Source organism: Streptomyces sp. 7N604, assembly GCF_052245475.1.
In the GTDB taxonomy this organism is placed as follows: Bacteria; Actinomycetota; Actinomycetes; order Streptomycetales; family Streptomycetaceae; genus Streptomyces.
The window spans coordinates 1-19,000 of the sequence record NZ_JBQQBX010000066.1 but is presented as its reverse complement, the minus strand read 5'-3'; the positions used below and the strand labels follow the sequence as shown (position 1 = coordinate 19,000).

At 73.0% G+C, this 19,000-nt stretch carries 2 protein-coding genes; both read left to right on the top strand.

What is annotated here, in order from left to right; genetic code table 11:
- Positions 1 to 1,717 (top strand): condensation domain-containing protein (locus ACTWP8_RS37375; protein ID WP_443326512.1); only part of this gene is annotated, 1,717 nt, incomplete at its 5' end.
- Positions 1,714 to 19,000: non-ribosomal peptide synthase/polyketide synthase (locus ACTWP8_RS37370; protein ID WP_443326511.1), on the top strand; the 17,287-nt coding region annotated here is incomplete at its 3' end. The genes ACTWP8_RS37375 and ACTWP8_RS37370, both read left to right, overlap by 4 nt.

Below are 19,000 nucleotides of genomic sequence, written 5' to 3'. Positions count from 1 at the left end.
CGAGGAGATCCTCTGCGGGCTCTTCGCCGAAGTCCTCGGCCTGAACCAGGTCAGCGCCGATGCCTCGTTCTTCGAGCTGGGTGGTGACTCGATCATGTCGATGCTGCTGGTGTCGAGGGCGCGTAAGGCGGGCTTGGTGGTGACCGCGCGGCAGGTGTTCGAGCGTCAGACTCCGGCAGGCCTGGCCGTGGTCGCCGGGGAGGTCGGTGCCGGTGGCGCCGTCGGCGGCGGTGACCCGGGCACCGGTGAGGTGCCGCTGACCCCGGTGATGCACGAGTTGGTGGAGCGGGCGGGGCCGGACCGGGTGGCCGGAGTCCATCAGTCCACCCTGGTGGTGGCCCCGGCGGGGATGCGGCTGGAGACGCTGATCGACGCTGTTCAGGCGGTTGTCGATCACCATGACATCCTGCGGGCCCGGCTCGAGGCCGAGCCCGTACCCCGCCTGGTCGTCCCCCCGACCGCGTACGCGGCCCCCTGGGTGCACCGGGTCGACGTGACCGCCGGCGATCTGGACCGGCTCATCGCCGAGGAGTCCCGGGCCGCCGCGGACCGGCTCGACCCGCAGGCGGGTGTGATGGCCCAGGTGGTCTGGTTCGACGCCGGCCCGGACACCCCCGGACGGCTCCTGCTCACCGTCCACCACCTGGCGGTGGACACGCTCTCCCTCCGGATCCTCGTCCCGGATCTCGCCCAGGCCTACGGAGACCTGGCCGCCGGCCGCGAGGTTGCGCTGGAGCCGGTGCCCACCTCCTTCCGGCACTGGGCCCGCGCCCTGCGGGCCGAAGCCACCGGCCGGCCGCGGCTCGCAGAACTCCCCGCCTGGACCCGGCTGCTGCGCGACTCCGACGCGCCGCTCGGCGACCGGCCCCTGGACCCGGCCCGCGACGTGGGCGTCACGCTGCAGCGGGTCTCCGTGACGGCCTCGCCGGAGCTCACCGGCACCCTGCTGACGGCGGTCCCGGCCGCCTTCCACGCCGGGATCGACGATGTGCTGCTCACCGCCCTGGCCTCCGCGGTCGCGGAGTGGCGGCGGCACCGCGGGCAGGACGCGGGGGGCGGGGTCCTCGTGGACGTGGAAGGCCACGGCCGGACGGCCGACGGTCTCGATCTGGTCCGTACGGTGGGCTGGTTCACCAGCACCACTCCGGTGCGGCTCGACCCCGCGACGCTGGACTTCGCCGGGTTGCGCGGCGGCGGGCCGGCGGCGGGACGGGCCGTCAAGCAGATCAAGGAACAGCTCCGCGCGGTCCCGGGCGACGGCCTCGGCCACGGCCTGCTCCGGTATCTCAACCCCGAGACCGCACCCGCCCTCGCCGCGCTGCCCACCGCCCAGATCGGCTTCAACTACCTGGGCCGCTTCGCCGACGGGACACCGGACCGGGCAGCCGTCTGGTCCGCCGCCCCCGAAGGCAGCTTCGGCGGCGGAGCGGGCGACAAGGTCCCGCTGGCCCACGCCCTGGAGGCCGTCGGCCTGGTCCGCGACCTGCCGGACGGCCCGCGGCTCACGCTGACGCTCGCCTGGCCCCGGCACATCCAGCACACCGAGGACATGCGGCAACTCGCCGACGGCTGGCTGGCGATGCTCACCGGCCTTGCCACCCACACCACCGGCTCCGGCGGCGGCCACACGCCGTCGGACTTCTCACTGATCACGCTCGACCAGAGCCAGATCGACGCGCTCGAAGCGGAACTCGCGGACAAGGGGAGAGCACGATGACTCAGATGCGAGTCCAGGACGTCTGGCCGCTGTCGCCGCTGCAGGAGGGCCTGCTGTTCCACGCGGTGTACGACGAACAGGGCACCGACGTCTATGTCGAGCAGCTCGTGCTGGACCTGGCAGGAGACGTCGACTCGGCGGTGCTGCGGGCCTCGTGGCAGGCGCTGCTCGACCGGCACGAGAGTCTGCGCGCCGGCTTCCGGCAGCTGGCCGGGGTGGCGCAGCCGGTGCAGGTCATCGCCCGGGGCGTGGAGCTGCCGTGGCGGGAGGAGGATCTGTCCGGGCTGGATGCCGATGTGGCCCGGGCGGAGTCGGAGAGGCTGGGGATCGAGGAGCGGGAGCGGCGGTTCGACCTGGCGGTGCCGCCGCTGCTGAAGGTGCTGCTGGTCAAGGTCGGGCCTGACCAGTACCGGATGATGATCACGTTGCACCACATCCTGCTGGACGGCTGGTCGCTGCCGGTGCTGATGCGGGAGTTGTGGACGTGTTACGAGGCCGGGGGCAGCGCCCGCGGCCTGCCGCCCGTCACCCCGTACCGCGACTACCTCGCCTGGCTCGCCCGCCAGAACAAGGAAGCCGCGCGCGACGCCTGGCGGCAGGAGCTGGCGGGCGCGGAGGAGCCGACGCTGGTGGCCCCGGGCGAGCAGTCCGCCGCCGCCCCTGTCGCCTCCGGCAAGGCGGCCACCGACGCCGGCGCGGAGCTCGCCGGCCGGCTGCGGGACCTCGCCCGCCGCAACGGCCTGACCCTGAACACCGTGATCCAGGCCGCCTGGGCCGTCGTGCTCGGTCGGCTTACCGGCCGCCGCGACGTGGTGTTCGGCGCGACGGTGGCGGGGCGGCCCGCGGATCTGCCCGGTATGGAGAGCATGCTGGGGCTCTTCATCAACACGGTGCCCGTACGCGTGCACTTCGACCCCGCGCAGTCGGTCACGGCCATGCTGACGGAGCTGCAGGACCGGCAGTCGGCGCTGCTCGACCACCAGCACCTGGGCCTCACCGAGATCCAGCGGCTGGCCGGGCCCGGCGCGACGTTCGACACCATCATGGCGTTCGAGAACCACCCCATCGGGGCACAGGAGTCCACCGCGGCCGCTGGGGTGCAGGTCACCGGCACGGCGATGCGGGAGTCCACCAACTTCCCGCTGTCGCTTGGCGTGCACCCGACGGAGGAGCTGCGGCTGCGGCTGGACTACCGGCCGGACCTGTTCGACGCCGAGGCGGCACAGGAGCTCCTTGGGCGCTTGGTACGGGTGCTGGGGCAGATGGCGGCCGATCCGGGGGCGCTGGTCGGTCGGCTGGATGTGCTGGCGGAGGCGGAGCGGGCGCGGGTGGTGGAGGAGTGGAACGCCACCGGGGCCGTGGTGCCGGGTGGGTCGATCGTGGAGCGTATCGAGGGGCGGGTTGCGGCGGCGCCGGATGCGGTGGCGGTGCGGTGTGGTGAGCAGGTGTTGTCGTACGGGGAGTTGGACCGGCGGGCGAATGGGCTGGCGCGGTTTTTGAACGGTGTGGGGGTGGGGCGGGAGTCGCGGGTTGCGCTGTGTCTGCCGCGGTCGGTGGAGATGGTGGTGGCGGAGCTGGCGGTGTGGAAGGCCGGCGCGGCTTTTGTGCCGTTGGATCCGGAGTATCCGGTGGACCGGTTGGGCTTCATGGTCGCGGACAGTGGTGCCGAGGTGGTCCTTGGCACGGCCGACTGCCTGGCCGAGGTGCCGCTCGGCGATGCCCGCGCCGTTCTCCTCGAGGATGTCGACGTGTTCTCTGCGGAGCCGCTCGGGACGGTCATTGTGCCGGAGCAGTTGGCGTATGTGATCTACACGTCGGGTTCGACGGGCCGCCCGAAGGGGGTGGCCGTCGCTCACGGTGGGGTGGCGAATCTCGCTGAGGCGATGCGTCCGGTGTTGGGGATGGATGCGGGTGTGGTGGGGCTGCAGTTCGCGTCCTTCAGCTTCGACGCCGCCGTCCTCGACGTCGTCGTCACCCTCGCCGCGGGCGGGACCTTAGCCGTCGCCACTTCCGCCGAGCGCGGTGACCTGGAAGCGCTGGCCGGGATGATCAGCCGGTCCGGCGTGCAGGTGGCCAGCGTGGTGCCCTCCTTGCTGGGGGTGCTGGAGCCGACCGCTGTTCCGGGGGTGCGCAATTGGGTGCTGGGTGCGGAGCGGTTGAGTGCCGATCTGGCCGACCGGTGGTCGGCCGGCGCCCAGGTGTGGAACACGTATGGCCCGACTGAGGCCACCGTCATCACCACTGCCACCGCGACCGCACTGAAGACCGGCCTGGAGGAAGCCCCGGCCATCGGTCGCCCCCTCCCCAACGCCCGCGTCTATGTGCTCGATGAGTTCCTCAAGCCCGTCCCGGAAGGCGTCACCGGCGAGGTCTACATCGCCGGTGCCGGTCTGGCTCGGGGTTACATCGGGCGGCCGGGGCTGTCCGCGGAGCGGTTCGTTGCGTGCCCCTTCGCTGTCCCGGGTGGCCGGATGTATCGCAGCGGCGACCTGGCGAAGTGGACCGCCGACGGCGAACTGGTCTTCGCAGGCCGCGTGGATGAGCAGGTCAAGGTTCGCGGGTTCCGTGTGGAGCCCGGCGAGATCGAAGCCGTCCTCAGCGGCCACCCAACCGTGGCCCAGGCCGCCGTGGTCATCCGCGAGGACCACCCGGGGGACCGGCGTCTCGTGGCCTACGTGGTCCCCGCCGGCGAGCTCGACCCGGCAGCCCTGCGCGGCCTCGCCGCCGCCCGGCTGCCGGAGTACATGATCCCCGCGATCGTGCCCCTCGACGCGCTGCCGCTCACCGTCAACGGCAAGCTGGACCGCGCCGCCCTCCCCGCCCCCGACACCGCCGGCACCACCGAGGGCCGCGCCCCCGCCACCCCCACCGAGGAGATCCTCTGCGGGCTCTTCGCCGAAGTCCTCGGCCTGAACCAGGTCAGCGCCGACGCCTCCTTCTTCGAGCTCGGCGGCGACTCCCTCCTCGCCATGAAGCTCATCGCCCGCATCCGCCCCGTCCTCGACAGCGAACTGCGCATCGCCGACCTGTTCGCCGCCCCGACCGTCGCCGACGCCGCCCGCCGGATCGACGCCGAGCGCGGCGACGCGCGGCCGCCGCTGGAGCCGCAGCCGCGGCCCGAGCAGCTGCCGCTGTCGTACGGGCAGCAGCGGATGTGGTTCCTCAACCGGCTGGAGACGCTCGGAGAGGGAGCCGAGGGCGTCTACAACATGCCGCTCGCGCTGCGGCTCTCCGGCGCCCTCGACACCGGCGCGCTGGACGCCGCCCTCGCCGACGTCGCCGACCGGCACGAGAGCCTGCGCACGGTCTTCCCGGAGACCGACGGCGTACCGCGGCAGCAGGTGCTGGACGGCCCCGCGGCGCATCCGCCGCTGGTGGTCGTCGACACCCCCGCGGACCAGGTCGAAGCGGAGCTGAGCGCGCACGCCGGCCGCGGCTTCGAGCTGAGCACCGAACTCCCGTGGCGGGCGCGGCTGCTGGTCACCGGCCCCACGGAGTACGTGCTGCTCATCGTGGCGCACCACATCGCCGTCGACGGGTGGTCGATGGGCGTCCTCGCGCAGGACCTGAGCGCGGCCTACGCGGCCCGTCGGCAGGGCCGGGCGCCGGTGTGGGAGCCGCTGCCCGTGCAGTACGCCGACTTCGCCCTCTGGCAGCGGCAGCTGCTGGGGGAGCAGGGTGACGAGGACAGCCTGCTGAGCGATCAACTCGCCTACTGGCACGATGCCCTGGCAGGCGCGCCGCAGGAGCTGGCGCTGCCGACAGACCGGCCGCGCCCGGCGGTGTCGTCGTACGCGGGCGGCCTGGTCCCCCTCCGGATCGACGCCCGCACCCATGCCCGCCTCGTCGAGGTCGCCCAGCGCGGCGGGGCCACGGTCTTCATGGTCGTGCACGCCGCGCTGGCGGCGCTCCTCGCCCGGATGGGCGCCGGCACGGACATCCCCATCGGCACGGCCACCGCCGGCCGCGGCGACGCGGCGCTGGACGGGCTGACCGGCTTCTTCGTCAACACGCTCGTGCTGCGCACCGACCTGAGCGGCGACCCCGCCTTCACCGAACTCCTGGCCCGGGTACGGGAGACCGACCTGGCCGCGTACGCCCACCAGGACGTGCCCTTCGAGCACCTCGTCGAGGACCTCGCGCCGTCGCGCTCGCTGTCCCGCAACCCGCTGTTCCAGGTCATGCTGTCGCTGCGGAACGTCCCGTCCGCGCAGTGGGACCTGCCCGGTCTCCAGGTCCGGCTGACCCCGCCCGGCTCTCTCGCCGCCCGCTTCGACCTGTCGGTCGACCTGTCCGAACACCGCGACGACGACGGCAGCCCGGCCGGCATCGGCGGCGAGATCTTCTACGCCACCGAGCTGTTCGACGAGGACACCGTTCAGGACCTGGCCCGGCGGCTGGCGCGGGTGCTGGAGCAGATCGCCGCCGACCCCGCCGCGCCCCTCAGCCGGCTGCAGATCCTGGACCCGGCCGAGCGGCGCACCGTCGTCCAGGACTGGAACCGCACGGCCCGGGACGTGCCGGAGGGCACGCTGGCCGAGCTGTTCGAAGCACAGGTGCAGCGGACCCCCGATGCCGTGGCCGTTGTCGGGGCGGAACGGAGCCTGACGTATGCACAGCTGGAGGAGCAGAGCAACCGGCTGGCGCACGAGCTGATCGCCCGCGGCGTCGGTCCCGAGGACCTGGTCGGCGTGGCCATGGAGCGGTCCGTCGAGCTGATGGCCGTGCTGCTGGCCGTGGTCAAGGCAGGCGCGGGCTATCTGCCCGTCGACCCCCGGTATCCGGCGCAGCGGATCGCGTTCATGCTGGCCGACGCCCGGCCGAAGCTGATGCTGTGCACTGGCGGGACCGAGGCCGCGCTGGGCGCCGGCACGCTGCCCCGGCTGGTCCTCGACGACCCGGAGGTGACCACCGCGCTGGCGGCTCGCCCGGCCACGGCCCCCGGCGACGCGGATCGCATCCGGCCGCAGCGGCTGCAGCACCCCGCGTACGTCATCTACACCTCCGGCTCCACCGGCACCCCGAAGGGCGTCGTGGTCACCCACGGCGGAGTGGGCAGTCTGGCGGCGAGCCACATCGCACGGTTCGGGTCCGAACCCGGCGCGCGCATCCTGCAGTTCGCCTCGCCGAGCTTCGACGCCGCGTTCGCCGAGTTCTGCACCGCCCTGCCCGCGGGGGCCGCCCTCGTCATGGCGGACCGCGACATGCTGCCGCCGTACGGGTCGCTGGCCGGCGTGGCCGCCGAGTTCGGCGTGACGCATCTGACCGCGCCGCCGTCCGTGCTCGCCGCCGCCGACGAGCTGCCCGCCACCGTGACCACCGTCGCGGTCGCGGGCGAGGTGTGCCCGCCCGCGCTGGTCGGACGGCTGGCGCCGGGCCGGCGGATGATGAACGCGTACGGCCCCACCGAGGCCACCGTCTGCGTCACCTTGAGCGACCCGCTCACCCCGGCTGACGCCGACGCCCCGGTGCCGATCGGACGGCCGCTCGAGAACGGGCAGACGTATGTCCTGGACGAGTTCCTGCAGCCCGTCCCCGCCGGCGTCACGGGAGAGCTCTATCTCGCCGGCCCCGGCCTGGCCCGCGGCTATCTCGGCCGCTCGGCGCTGACCGCCGAGCGCTTCGTGGCCTGCCCGTTCGCTGCCGCCGACGAACCCGGCCACCCAGGCGGGCGGATGTACCGCACCGGGGATCTGGCCTACTGGACCCCCGACGGCCGGCTCGTCGTCGTCGGCCGGGCCGACACCCAGATCAAGATCCGCGGCTTCCGGGTGGAGCCCGGCGAGATCGAGGCCGCGCTGGCCGCCCACCCGGCCGTCGGCCGGTCCGCCGTCGTGGTCCGCGAGGACCGCCCCGGGGACAGGCGGCTCGTCGCCTACGTCGTCCCCGAGGGCACCGAGGAGCCGGGCGGGCTGCGGGAGTACGTGGCCGAGCGGCTGCCGGACTATCTGGTCCCGGCCGCGGTGATGGTCCTCGACTCCCTCCCCGTCACGGTGAACGGCAAGCTCGACCGCGACGCCCTGCCCGCCCCCGACTACGCGGGCCTGACCGGCCGGCGCGCGCCCGCGACCCCCATCGAGGAGGCGCTGTGCGGGCTGTTCGCCGACATCCTCGGCCTCGACCAAGTCGGCGTCGACGCGTCGTTCTTCGAACTGGGCGGTGACTCGCTGCAGGCGATGCGGCTGATCGCCCGGATCCGCGCCGTCCTGGACGCCGAGCTGAGCATCCGGCAGCTGTTCGCCGAGCCGACCGTCGCCGGGGTCGCCCGGCAGCTCGCCGGCGGGGGAGACGTGCAGCTGTCGCTCACGCCGCAGCCCCGGCCGGAGGTCGTGCCGCTGTCGTTCGGGCAGCAGCGGATGTGGTTCGTCAACCAGATGGAGGAGGCCCAACAGGGCGGCGAGGCCGCGTACAACCTGCCGCTGCGCTACCGCATCTCCGGCGACCTCGACGTCGCCGCGCTGGAAGCCGCCCTGCACGACCTCGCCGACCGGCACGAGAGCCTGCGCACGATCTACCCCGAGACGGACGGCGTGCCGCGCCAGCACGTCCTCGAAGGCCTGGCCGGCCGTCCGCCGCTGGTCGTCCTCGACACCCCCGGCGACCGGGTCGAGCAGGTGCTCGCCGAGCAGACCGAGGAGCGCTTCGACCTGAGCGCCGACCTCCCGTGGCGGATCCGGCTGCTGAAGACCGGTCACGCCGAGTACGTGCTGCTGATCGTCGCGCACCACATCGCGGTCGACGGCTGGACGATGGACCTGCTCCTCAAGGACCTCGAACTGGCCTACACGGCCCGGCTGCACGGCCGCCGGCCGGCCTGGGAGCCGCTGCCGGTGCAGTACGCCGACTACGCGCTCTGGCAGCGCCGGCTGCTCGGCGACCTGGACGCCCCCGACAGCCTGATCAGCGCCCAGCTGGACTACTGGCGGCAGACCCTGGCCGGCGCGCCCCAGGAGCTCGCGTTGCCGGCCGACCGGTCCCGGCCCGCGGTGTCCTCGTACCGTGGCGGGGCGGCCGGGGTGCGGGTCGACGTGCCCACCCATGCCCGGCTGGTGGAGGTCGCGCGACGCGGCGACGCCACGATGTTCATGGTCGTGCACGCGGCGCTGGCGCTGCTGCTGTCCCGGCTGGGCGCCGGGCAGGACATCCCCCTCGGCACGGCCGTCGCCGGCCGCGGCGACGCGGCGCTGGACGGGTTGGCCGGCTTCTTCGTCAACACCCTGGTGCTGCGTACGGACCTGAGCGACGACCCCACCTTCGAGCAGCTGCTGGCCCGGGTGCGGGAGACCGACCTGGCCGCGTACGCGCACCAGGACCTGCCCTTCGAGCACCTCGTCGAGGACCTCAACCCCGCCCGCTCGCTGGCCCGGCACCCGCTGTTCCAGGTCATGCTCTCCGTGCAGACGATGCCGCCCGGGCAGTGGGAGCTGCCGGGCGTCCAGGTGCGGCCGATGACGCCCGGGGCAGCGGCGGCCCGGGTCGACATGTCGCTGACCCTGGCGGAGCACCGGGACGGCGAGGGCAACCCGGCGGGCATCGACGGCGATCTGCTGTATGCCACGGACCTGTTCGACGAGGCCACCGCGCGCGGGGTGGCGGAGCGGCTGGGGCGGGTGCTGGAGCAGGTCGCCTCGGATCCGGCGGCGCGGGTGAGCGAGGTCGAGGTGCTCGGCGGCGCTGAGCGGGCGCGGTTGGTGGAGGAGTGGAACGCGACCTCTGCCGATGTGCCGGTGGCTTCGTTGGGTGGGCTGTTCGACGTGCAGGCGGGTCGGTCGCCGGATGCGGTGGCGGTGGTGGGTGCGGGCGGTCTGGAGTGGTCGTACGCGGAACTCCGGGAACGGGCGGACCGGGTGGCGGGCGTCCTGGCTGCGCGGGGCGTGGGCCGCGGTGACTTGGTCGCGGTGGTGCTGGACCGGTCCGTCGAGCTGGTGGCCTTGCTGCTGGGGATCGCAAAGGCCGGGGCGGGGTTTGTGCCGGTGGATCCTGCGTATCCGGCGGAGCGGATCGGGTGGATGGTCGAGGACTCGGCGCCTGCGCTCGTCCTCTGCTCCGAGGAGACGCGGGTGTTGGTTCCGGCCGGGGTGGAGTGCCTGGTGTGGGATCCGTCCGCGGCGGCGGAGTCGGCGCCGGTGGTCCCGGTGGGTGCGGATGATGTGGCGTACGTGATCTACACGTCGGGGTCGACGGGCCGTCCCAAGGGTGTGGCGGTGACGCACCGGGGGATCGGGAATCTCGCGGCTGCCCAGATCGACCGGTTCGAGGTGGGTGCGGGTTCGCGGGTGCTGCAGCTGGCGTCGCTGAGTTTCGACGCTTCGGTCTCCGAGATGTGCATGGCGCTGCTCTCGGGCGCCGCTTTGGTGATGGCCGACGCCGGCAGGCTCCCGCCGAACGGGTCGTTGACCGAGGCGGTGACGGAGTTCGCCGTCACCCATGTGACCGTGCCGCCGTCCGTGCTGGCGACTGTGGAGGAGCTGCCGCAGAGCCTGCGCACCCTCGTGGTGGCGGGTGAGGTGTGCCCGCCGGCGCTGGTGGAGAAGTGGGCGCCGGGCCGGCGGATGGTCAATGCGTACGGGCCGACCGAGGTCACCGTCTGCGCCACCATGAGCGCGCCTCTGGAGCCATCCGGACCGATATCCATCGGCCGTCCGATCTCCAACACCGGCGCCTATGTGCTGGATGAGCACCTGCGGCCGGTCCCCGTGGGTGTGCTGGGTGAGCTGTACGTCGCGGGCCCGGGGCTCGCGCGTGGCTATCTGGGCCGCCCGGGGCTGACGGCGGAACGTTTCGTGGCGTGCCCGTTCACGGGCGGGCGGATGTACCGGACCGGGGACCTCGCGAAGTGGACCGCCGACGGCGAGCTGGTCTTCGGCGGCCGTGCCGACGAGCAGGTGAAGGTCCGCGGCTTCCGTGTCGAACCCGGCGAGATCGAGGCCGTCCTCGCCGGCCACCAGAACGTCGGCCAAGTCGCCGTCGTCGTACGGGAGGACCGCCCTGGCGACAAGCGGCTCGTCGCCTACGTCGTCCCCGAAGGCGATGCGGAACCGGCCGCGTTGCGCGATTACGTCGTCGAGCGGCTGCCGGACTACATGGTCCCCGCCGCCGTGATGACCCTCGACGCCCTCCCCATCACGGTGAACGGAAAGCTCGACCGCTCCGCCCTCCCCGCCCCCGACTTCACCGAGGCCGCAGAGGGTCGCGGTCCGGCCACCCCCACCGAAGAGATCCTCAGCGGCCTCTACTGCGAGGTCCTCGGCCTGGAGTGGGTCAGCGCCGACGCCTCCTTCTTCGACCTCGGCGGCGACTCCCTCCTCGCCATGCGGCTCATCGCCCGGATCCGCGCCGTCCTCGATGCCGAGGTCAGCATCGGCGAGCTGTTCGCCGCCCCCACCGTCGCCGGCGCCGCCCAGCTGGTGGGCGAGCTCGCCGGCGAGTCCCGGGCGCCGTTGACGGCGCGGCCGCGGCCGGAGGTGCTGCCGCTGTCGTTCGAGCAGCAGCGGATGTGGTTCCTCAACCGGCTCGAAGGCGCGGGCGAGGGGGCGGCGTACAACCTCCCCCTGGCCCTGCGGCTCTCCGGCGACCTCGACGTCGCCGCGCTGGAAGCTGCCCTTGGCGACGTCGCCGACCGGCACGAGAGCCTGCGCACGGTCTTCCCGGAGACCGCGGGCGTCCCCCGCCAGCAGGTCGTGCACGGCGCGGCGGGCCGGCCGTCGCTGACGGTGGTGCACGCCGCCGCGGACGAGGTGCCCGGGCAGCTCGCGGCGTACGCGAACAAGGCGTTCGACGTCCGCACCGAACTGCCCTGGCGCGTACGGCTCCTGGTGACCGGCCCGGCCGAGTACGTACTCCTGGGCGCTGTCCACCACATCGCCGCCGACGGCTGGTCGATGGGCATCCTCGCGCGTGACATCGGCGCCGCCTACGCGGCCCGGTGCGCGGGCCGGCTCCCGGGCTGGGAGCCGCTGCCGGTGCAGTACGGGGACTACGCGCTCTGGCAGCGCGAGGTGCTCGGCGAGCTCGACGACCCGGACAGCCTGGTCAGCGGGCAGCTGGACTACTGGCGGCAGACGCTCGCCGACGCGCCGGAGGAGCTGGACCTGCCGACCGACCGGCCCCGCCCGGCGGTGTCCTCGTTCACCGGCGGCGAGATGCCGTTCGAGGTGGACGCACAGACCCACGCCCGGCTGGTGGAGCTCGCCCAGCGCGGCCGGGCGACGATGTTCATGGTGATGCACGCCGCGATCACCACCCTCCTCTCGCGGATGGGTGCCGGCACGGACATCCCCATCGGCACGGCGACCGCGGGCCGCGGCGACGCCGCGCTGGACGGGCTGGCCGGCTTCTTCATCAACACCCTGGTGCTGCGCACCGACCTGAGCGGCGACCCGTCGGCCGCCGAACTGCTGGACCGCGTCCGGCAGACCGACCTGGCCGCGTACGCGCATCAGGATGTGCCGTTCGAGCGGCTGGTCGAGGACCTCAACCCGGCCCGGTCGCTGGGCCGGCACCCGCTGTTCCAGGTGTCGCTCACCATGCAGAACCTGCCGCAGAGCCGTCGGCAGTGGGAGCTGTCCGGGCTGGAGGTGAGCGGTCTGCCGGCCGCCTCGCCGGCGGCCCGGTTCGATCTGTCGGCGACGGTGGCCGAGCGGCGCGACGAGGATGGGGCGCCGGCGGGGCTGGCGGGCTCGCTGTTGTATGCGACTGATCTGTTCGATGAGGGCACGGTGCGGTTGCTGGCGGAGCGGTTGGTGCGGGTGCTGGAGCAGGTGGCGGCTGATCCGGGGGTGCGGGTCAGTGAGATTGAGGTGCTGGCGGAGGCGGAGCGTTCGCGGGTGGTGGCGCAGTGGAATGCCACTGAGCGTCCGGTGCCGGCGGTGTCGTTGGTGGAGTTGTTCGGGGCGCGGGTCGCGGCGGTGCCGGGTGCGGTGGCTGTGGTGGGTGTGGATGGCCGGGAGTGGTCGTACGGGGAGTTGGCTGAGCGTTCGGATTCGGTGGCGTGTGAGCTTGCGGCTCGGGGTGTGGGGCGTGGCGATCTGGTCGGCGTGGTGATGGAGCGGTCGGCGGAGCTGGTGGCGGTGCTGCTGGGGGTGGCGAAGTCTGGTGCCGGTTATGTGCCGGTGGATACGGCGTGGCCGGTGGCGCGGCGGGAGTTGGTGCTGGGTCAGGTTGGGTTGGTGGTGGCGGATCGGGTGCTGGAGGTGCCGGGTGCGGTGCCGGTGGATGAGTTGTTCGGTGGGCGGGAGGGTGTGCCGGATGTGCGGGTGGCCGGGGAGGATGTGGCGTATGTGATGTTCACGTCCGGCTCCACGGGTGTGCCGAAGGGCGTGGTTGTCGGTCATGGTGCGGTGGCGGCGCTGGTGACGGATGGGTGCTGGAGTGCGGCGGCGCGTGATCGTGTTCTGTTGCATGCGCCGCATGCGTTCGATGTGTCGACGTTTGAGGTGTGGGTGCCGCTGGTCAGTGGTGGTCGGGTGGTGGTGGCGCCGCCGGGTCCGATGGATGCGGCGACGCTGTCCGGGTTGGTGCGGGCGCATGAGTTGACGGCTGTGCATGTGACGGCCGGTCTGTTCGGTGTGCTGGCGGAGGAGTCGCCGGGGTGTCTGTCGGGTGTGGGGGAGGTGCTGACGGGCGGGGATGTGGTGCCTGCGGGTGCGATTGCCCAGGTCAAGGCCGCTTGTCCGGAGGTCGAGATCCGGCACATGTACGGTCCCACCGAGACCACTCTGTGCGCCACGACCCACGTCATTCCCGCTGCGGCCCAGGCTCCGGCGGTGCTGCCGATCGGCCGGCCGCGCGGCAACACCAAGGCCTTCGTCCTCGACGAGTACCTCAAGCCCGTGCCTCCGGGCGTCAACGGCGAGCTCTATCTCGCCGGTTCCGGACTCGCCCGCGGGTACACGGGGCACCCGGGCCTCACGGCCGAGCGCTTCGTCGCCGCGCCCTTCGTCGAGCCGGGGGCACGGATGTACCGAACCGGGGACCTCGCGCGGTGGACCGTGGACGGTGAACTGGTCTTCGCGGGCCGGGCGGACGAGCAGGTCAAGGTCCGCGGCTTCCGGGTGGAGCCGGGGGAGATCGAGGCCGTGCTCGCTGCTCACGAGAGCGTGGGCCAGGTCGCGGTCGTCGTCCGCGAGGACCGCGAGGGCGACAAGCGGCTCGTCGCCTATCTCGTACCCGACGGTGCAGCGGACCCGGCCGGGCTGCGGGAGTACGTGGCAGAGCGGCTGCCCGACTACATGGTCCCGGCCGCCTTCGTCACCCTCGACACCCTCCCCGTCACCGTCAACGGCAAGCTCGACCGTGCCGCCCTCCCCGCCCCCGACTTCGGCGGCGCTACCGGGCGCGGCCCCGCCACCCCGGCCGAGGAGATCGTCGCCGGGCTCTTCGGCGAGGTGCTCGGGCTGGACTGGGTGGACACGGAGGCCTCGTTCTTCGAGCTCGGCGGCGACTCCCTTCTCGCCATGCGGCTCATCGCCCGCATCCGTGCCGTCCTTGGGGCGGAGCTCACCATCGGCGAGCTCTTCGCCGCTCCCTCGGTCGCCGGCGTCGCCCGGCTGGCCGGCGCGGCAGCCGGCCAGACGCGCTCGGCGCTGACGGCGCGCCCGCGGCCGGAGGTGCTGCCGCTGTCGTTCGAGCAGCAGCGGATGTGGTTCCTCAACCGGCTCGAAGGCGCGGGCGAGGGCGCGGCGTACAACCTCCCCCTGGCCCTGCGGATGTCCGGCGACCTGGACATCGCGGCCCTGGAGACCGCCCTCGGCGACATCGCCGACCGGCACGAGAGCCTGCGCACGGTCTTCCCGGAGACGGACGGCGAGCCCCGGCAGCACGTGCTCGAAGGCGCCGCCGGCCGGCCGCCGCTGGTCGTGGTGGACACCACCGAGGACGAGATCGACGATGCCCTCACGGCCCACGTGGGCCGCGGCTTCGACGTCAGCGTCGACCTACCCTGGCGGATCCGGCTGCTCAGGACCGGCCCCACGGACTACATCCTGCTGATCGTGGCGCACCACATCGCGGTCGACGGCTGGTCGATGGGCGTCCTCGCGCAGGACCTGGAGACGGCCTACACCGCCCGACGGCAGGACCGGCTCCCGGGCTGGGAGCCGCTGCCCGTGCAGTACGCGGACTACGCGCTCTGGCAGCGCACGGAGCTGGGCGAGCTCGACGATCCGGACAGCCTGGTCAGCGGGCAGCTGGACTACTGGCGGCAGACGCTCTCCGGCGCGCCGGAGGAGTTGGACCTGCCGACCGACCGGCCCCGCCCGGCCGCGTCGTCGTTCCGCGGGCGCACCCTGCCGGTGGAGGTGGACGCACAGACCCACGCCCGGCTGGTGGAGCTGGCGCGGCACGGCCGGGCGACGATGTTCATGGTCGTGCACGCCGCGCTGGCGGTGCTGCTGTCCCGGATGGGCGCGGGCCAGGACATCCCGGTCGGCACGGCGACCGCGGGCCGCGGCGACGCCGCGCTGGACGGGCTGGCCGGCTTCTTCATCAACACCCTTGTGCTGCGCACCGACCTGAGCGCCGACCCGGGCTTCGATGAGCTGCTGACCCGGGTGCGGGAGGCCGATCTGGCCGCGTACGCGCATCAGGATGTGCCGTTCGAGCGGCTGGTCGAGGACCTCAACCCGGCCCGGTCGCTCTCCCGGAACCCGCTGTTCCAGATCACGCTCGTCCTGCAGAACCTGCCCGCGTCCCAGGGGCGGTGGAATCTGCCCGGGCTGCAGGTCGGGCCGCTGGAGGCCACGTCGCAGGAGTCGACCGCCAAGTTCGACCTGTCGCTGACCCTGGCCGAACGGCGGGACAGCGAAGGCGACCCGGCGGGGCTGGCGGGCTCGCTGTTGTATGCGACCGATCTGTTCGATGAGGGCACGGTGCGGTTGTTGGCGCAGCGGTTGGTGCGGGTGTTGGAGCAGGTGGCGGGTGATCCGCGGGTGCGGGTCAGTGAGATCGAGGTCCTTTCGGAGAGCGAGCGGGCGCGGGTGGTGGCGGAGTGGAATGCCACTGAGCGTCCGGTGCCGGCGGTGTCGTTGGTGGAGTTGTTCGGGGCGCGGGTCGCGGCGGTGCCGGGTGCGGTGGCTGTGGTGGGTGTGGATGGCCGGGTGTGGTCGTACGGGGAGTTGGGCGAGCGTTCGGACTCGGTGGCGTGTGAGCTTGCGGCTCGGGGTGTGGGGCGTGGGGACCTCGTCGGCGTGGTGATGGAGCGGTCGGCGGAGCTGGTGGCGGTGCTGCTGGGGGTGGCGAAGTCTGGTGCCGGTTATGTGCCGGTGGATACGGCGTGGCCGGTGGCGCGGCGGGAGTTGGTGCTGGGTCAGGTTGGGTTGGTGGTGGCGGATCGGGTGCTGGAGGTGCCGGGTGCGGTGCCGGTGGAGGAGTTGTTCGGTGGGCGGGGCGGTGTGCCGGATGTGCGGGTGGCCGGGCAGGATGTGGCGTATGTGATGTTCACGTCCGGCTCCACGGGTGTGCCGAAGGGCGTGGCGGTCAGCCACGGAGCCGTGGCCGCGCTGCTCACCGACCGGTGCTGGAGCGCGGCGGCGCGCGATCGCGTTCTGCTGCATGCGCCGCATGCGTTCGATGTGTCGACGTACGAGATATGGGTGCCGCTGGTCAGTGGTGGCCGGGTGGTGGTGGCGCCGCCGGGTCCGATGGACGCGGCGACGCTGTCCGGGCTGGTGCGGGCACATGGGCTGACGGCGGTGCATGTGACGGCCGGTCTGTTCGGTGTGCTGGCGGAGGAGTCGCCAGAGTGCCTGTCGGGTCTGGCTGAGGTGCTGACCGGCGGTGACGTGGTGCCCGCGGGCGCGATCGCCCAGGTCAAGGCCGCCTGCCCGGAGATCGAGATCCGGCACATGTACGGGCCTACCGAGACCACCCTGTGCGCCACGACGCACCCGGTCGCTCCCGAGGTCGAGGCCCCGGCGGTGCTGCCGATCGGCCGGCCCCGCGACAACACCAAGGCCTTCGTCCTCGACGAGTACCTCAAGCCCGTGCCCCCGGGCGTCAACGGCGAGCTCTATCTCGCCGGTTCCGGACTAGCCCGCGGCTATCTCGGCCGGCCGGGGCTATCGGCGGAGCGCTTCGTGGCGTGCCCGTTCACGGGCGGGCGGATGTATCGGACCGGGGACCTCGCGCGGTGGACCGTGGACGGTGAACTGGTCTTCGCGGGCCGGGCGGACGAGCAGGTGAAGATCCGCGGCTTCCGGGTGGAGCCGGGGGAGATCGAGGCCGTGCTCGCTGCTCACGAGAGCGTGGGCCAGGTCGCGGTCGTCGTCCGCGAGGACCGCGAGGGCGACAAGCGGCTCGTCGCCTATCTCGTACCCGAAGGCGATGTGGACCCGGCCGCGTTGCGCGATTACGTCGCCGAGCGGTTGCCGGACTACATGGTCCCCGCCGTCGTAATGACCCTCGACGCCCTTCCCATCACGGTGAACGGAAAGCTCGACCGTGCCGCCCTCCCCGCCCCCGACTTCGGCGGCGCTACCGGGCGCGGCCCCGCCACCCCGGCCGAGGAGATCGTCGCCGGGCTCTTCGGCGAGGTGCTCGGGCTGGACTGGGTGGACACGGAGGCCTCGTTCTTCGAGCTCGGCGGCGACTCCCTTCTCGCCATGCGGCTCATCGCCCGCCTCCGGGCGGTCCTGGACACCGGCGTCAGGATCGGCGAGCTGTTCGCGGCGCCGACGGTGGCCGGGGTCGCCCGCCTCGTCGCGGCGGCGGGTGGTACGGCCGCCCGGGCCGCGCTGACGCCGCGGCCGCGGCCGGAGGTGCTGCCGCTCTCGTACGCCCAGCAGCGCATGTGGTTCCTCAACCGGCTCGAAGGCGTCGGCGAAGGCGCGGGCTACAACCTTCCGCTGGCGCTACGGATATCGGGAGACCTGGACATCGCCGCCCTGGAGGCCGCGCTGGGCGACGTCGCCGACCGGCACGAGAGCCTGCGCACGATCTTCCCGGAGACGGACGGCGAGCCCCGGCAGCACGTGCTCGAAGGCGCTGCCGGCCGGCCGCCGCTGATCGTCGTGGAGACCACACCCGACGAGCTCGGCGCGACCCTGGCGGCGCACTCCGGCCGCGGCTTCGAGCTGAGCGTCGATCTGCCCTGGCGGATCCGGCTGTTGGCGACCGGGCCGACGGAGTATGTGCTGCTGGTCGTGGCGCATCACATCGCGGTCGACGGGTGGTCGATGGGCGTGCTCGCGCGGGATCTGGGGGTGGCTTATGCGGCGCGGCGGGCGGGCGGGGCGCCGGGGTGGGAGCCGCTGCCGGTGCAGTACGCGGATTACGCCCTGTGGCAGCGCGAGGTGCTGGGTGACCTCGACGATCCGGACAGCGTGATCAGCGGCCAGCTGGACTACTGGCGGCAGGCCTTGGCCGGCGCACCGGAGGAGCTCCTGCTGCCGACCGACCGGCCGCGCCCGCCCGCGTCCTCGTTCCGGGGCGGCACGGTGCCCCTGCGCATGGACGCCGAGACCCACGCCCGGCTGGTGGCGACCGCCCAGCAGGGCAACGCGACCATGTTCATGATCGCGCAGGCCGCACTGGCCGTGCTGCTGGCGCGGCTGGGCGCGGGCACCGACATCCCCATCGGCACCGCGATCGTCGGCCGCGGCGACGAGGCCATGGACGACCTGGCCGGGTTCTTCGTCAACACGCTGGTGCTGCGCACGGATGTCAGTGCCGACCCGACGTTCAGCGAGGTGCTGGCGCGGGTGCGGGAGACCGATCTGGCCGCGTACGCCCACCAGGACGTGCCGTTCGAGCGGCTGGTCGACATGCTGAGCCCGGCGCGGTCGCTGTCGCGCAACCCGCTTTTCCAGATCATGCTGGCGGTGCAGAGCGCCGCACCGGAGCAGTGGGAGCTGCCTGGCCTGGCGGTCGACACGCTGCCGTCGACCGCGGATCCGGTGGCCCGCTTCGATCTGTCGGTGACGCTGATCGAGCATCGTGATGAGGCGGGGGCGGCGGCTGGGTTGGGCGGGGCGTTGCTGTATGCGGCGGATCTGTTCGAGGAGGGTACGGCGCGGGCGTTGGTGGAGCGCTTGGTGCGGGTGTTGGAGGCCGTGGCGGCCGATCCGGGGGTGCGGGTCAGCGAGATCGAGGTGCTGGCGGAGGCGGAGCGGGCGCGGGTGGTGGAGGAGTGGAACGCCACCGGGGCCGTGGTGCCGGGTGGGTCGGTCGTGGAGCGTATCGAGGGGCGGGTTGCGGCGGCGCCGGATGCGGTGGCGGTGCGGTGTGGTGAGCAGGTGCTGTCGTACGGGGAGTTGGACCGGCGGGCGAATGGGCTGGCGCGGTTTT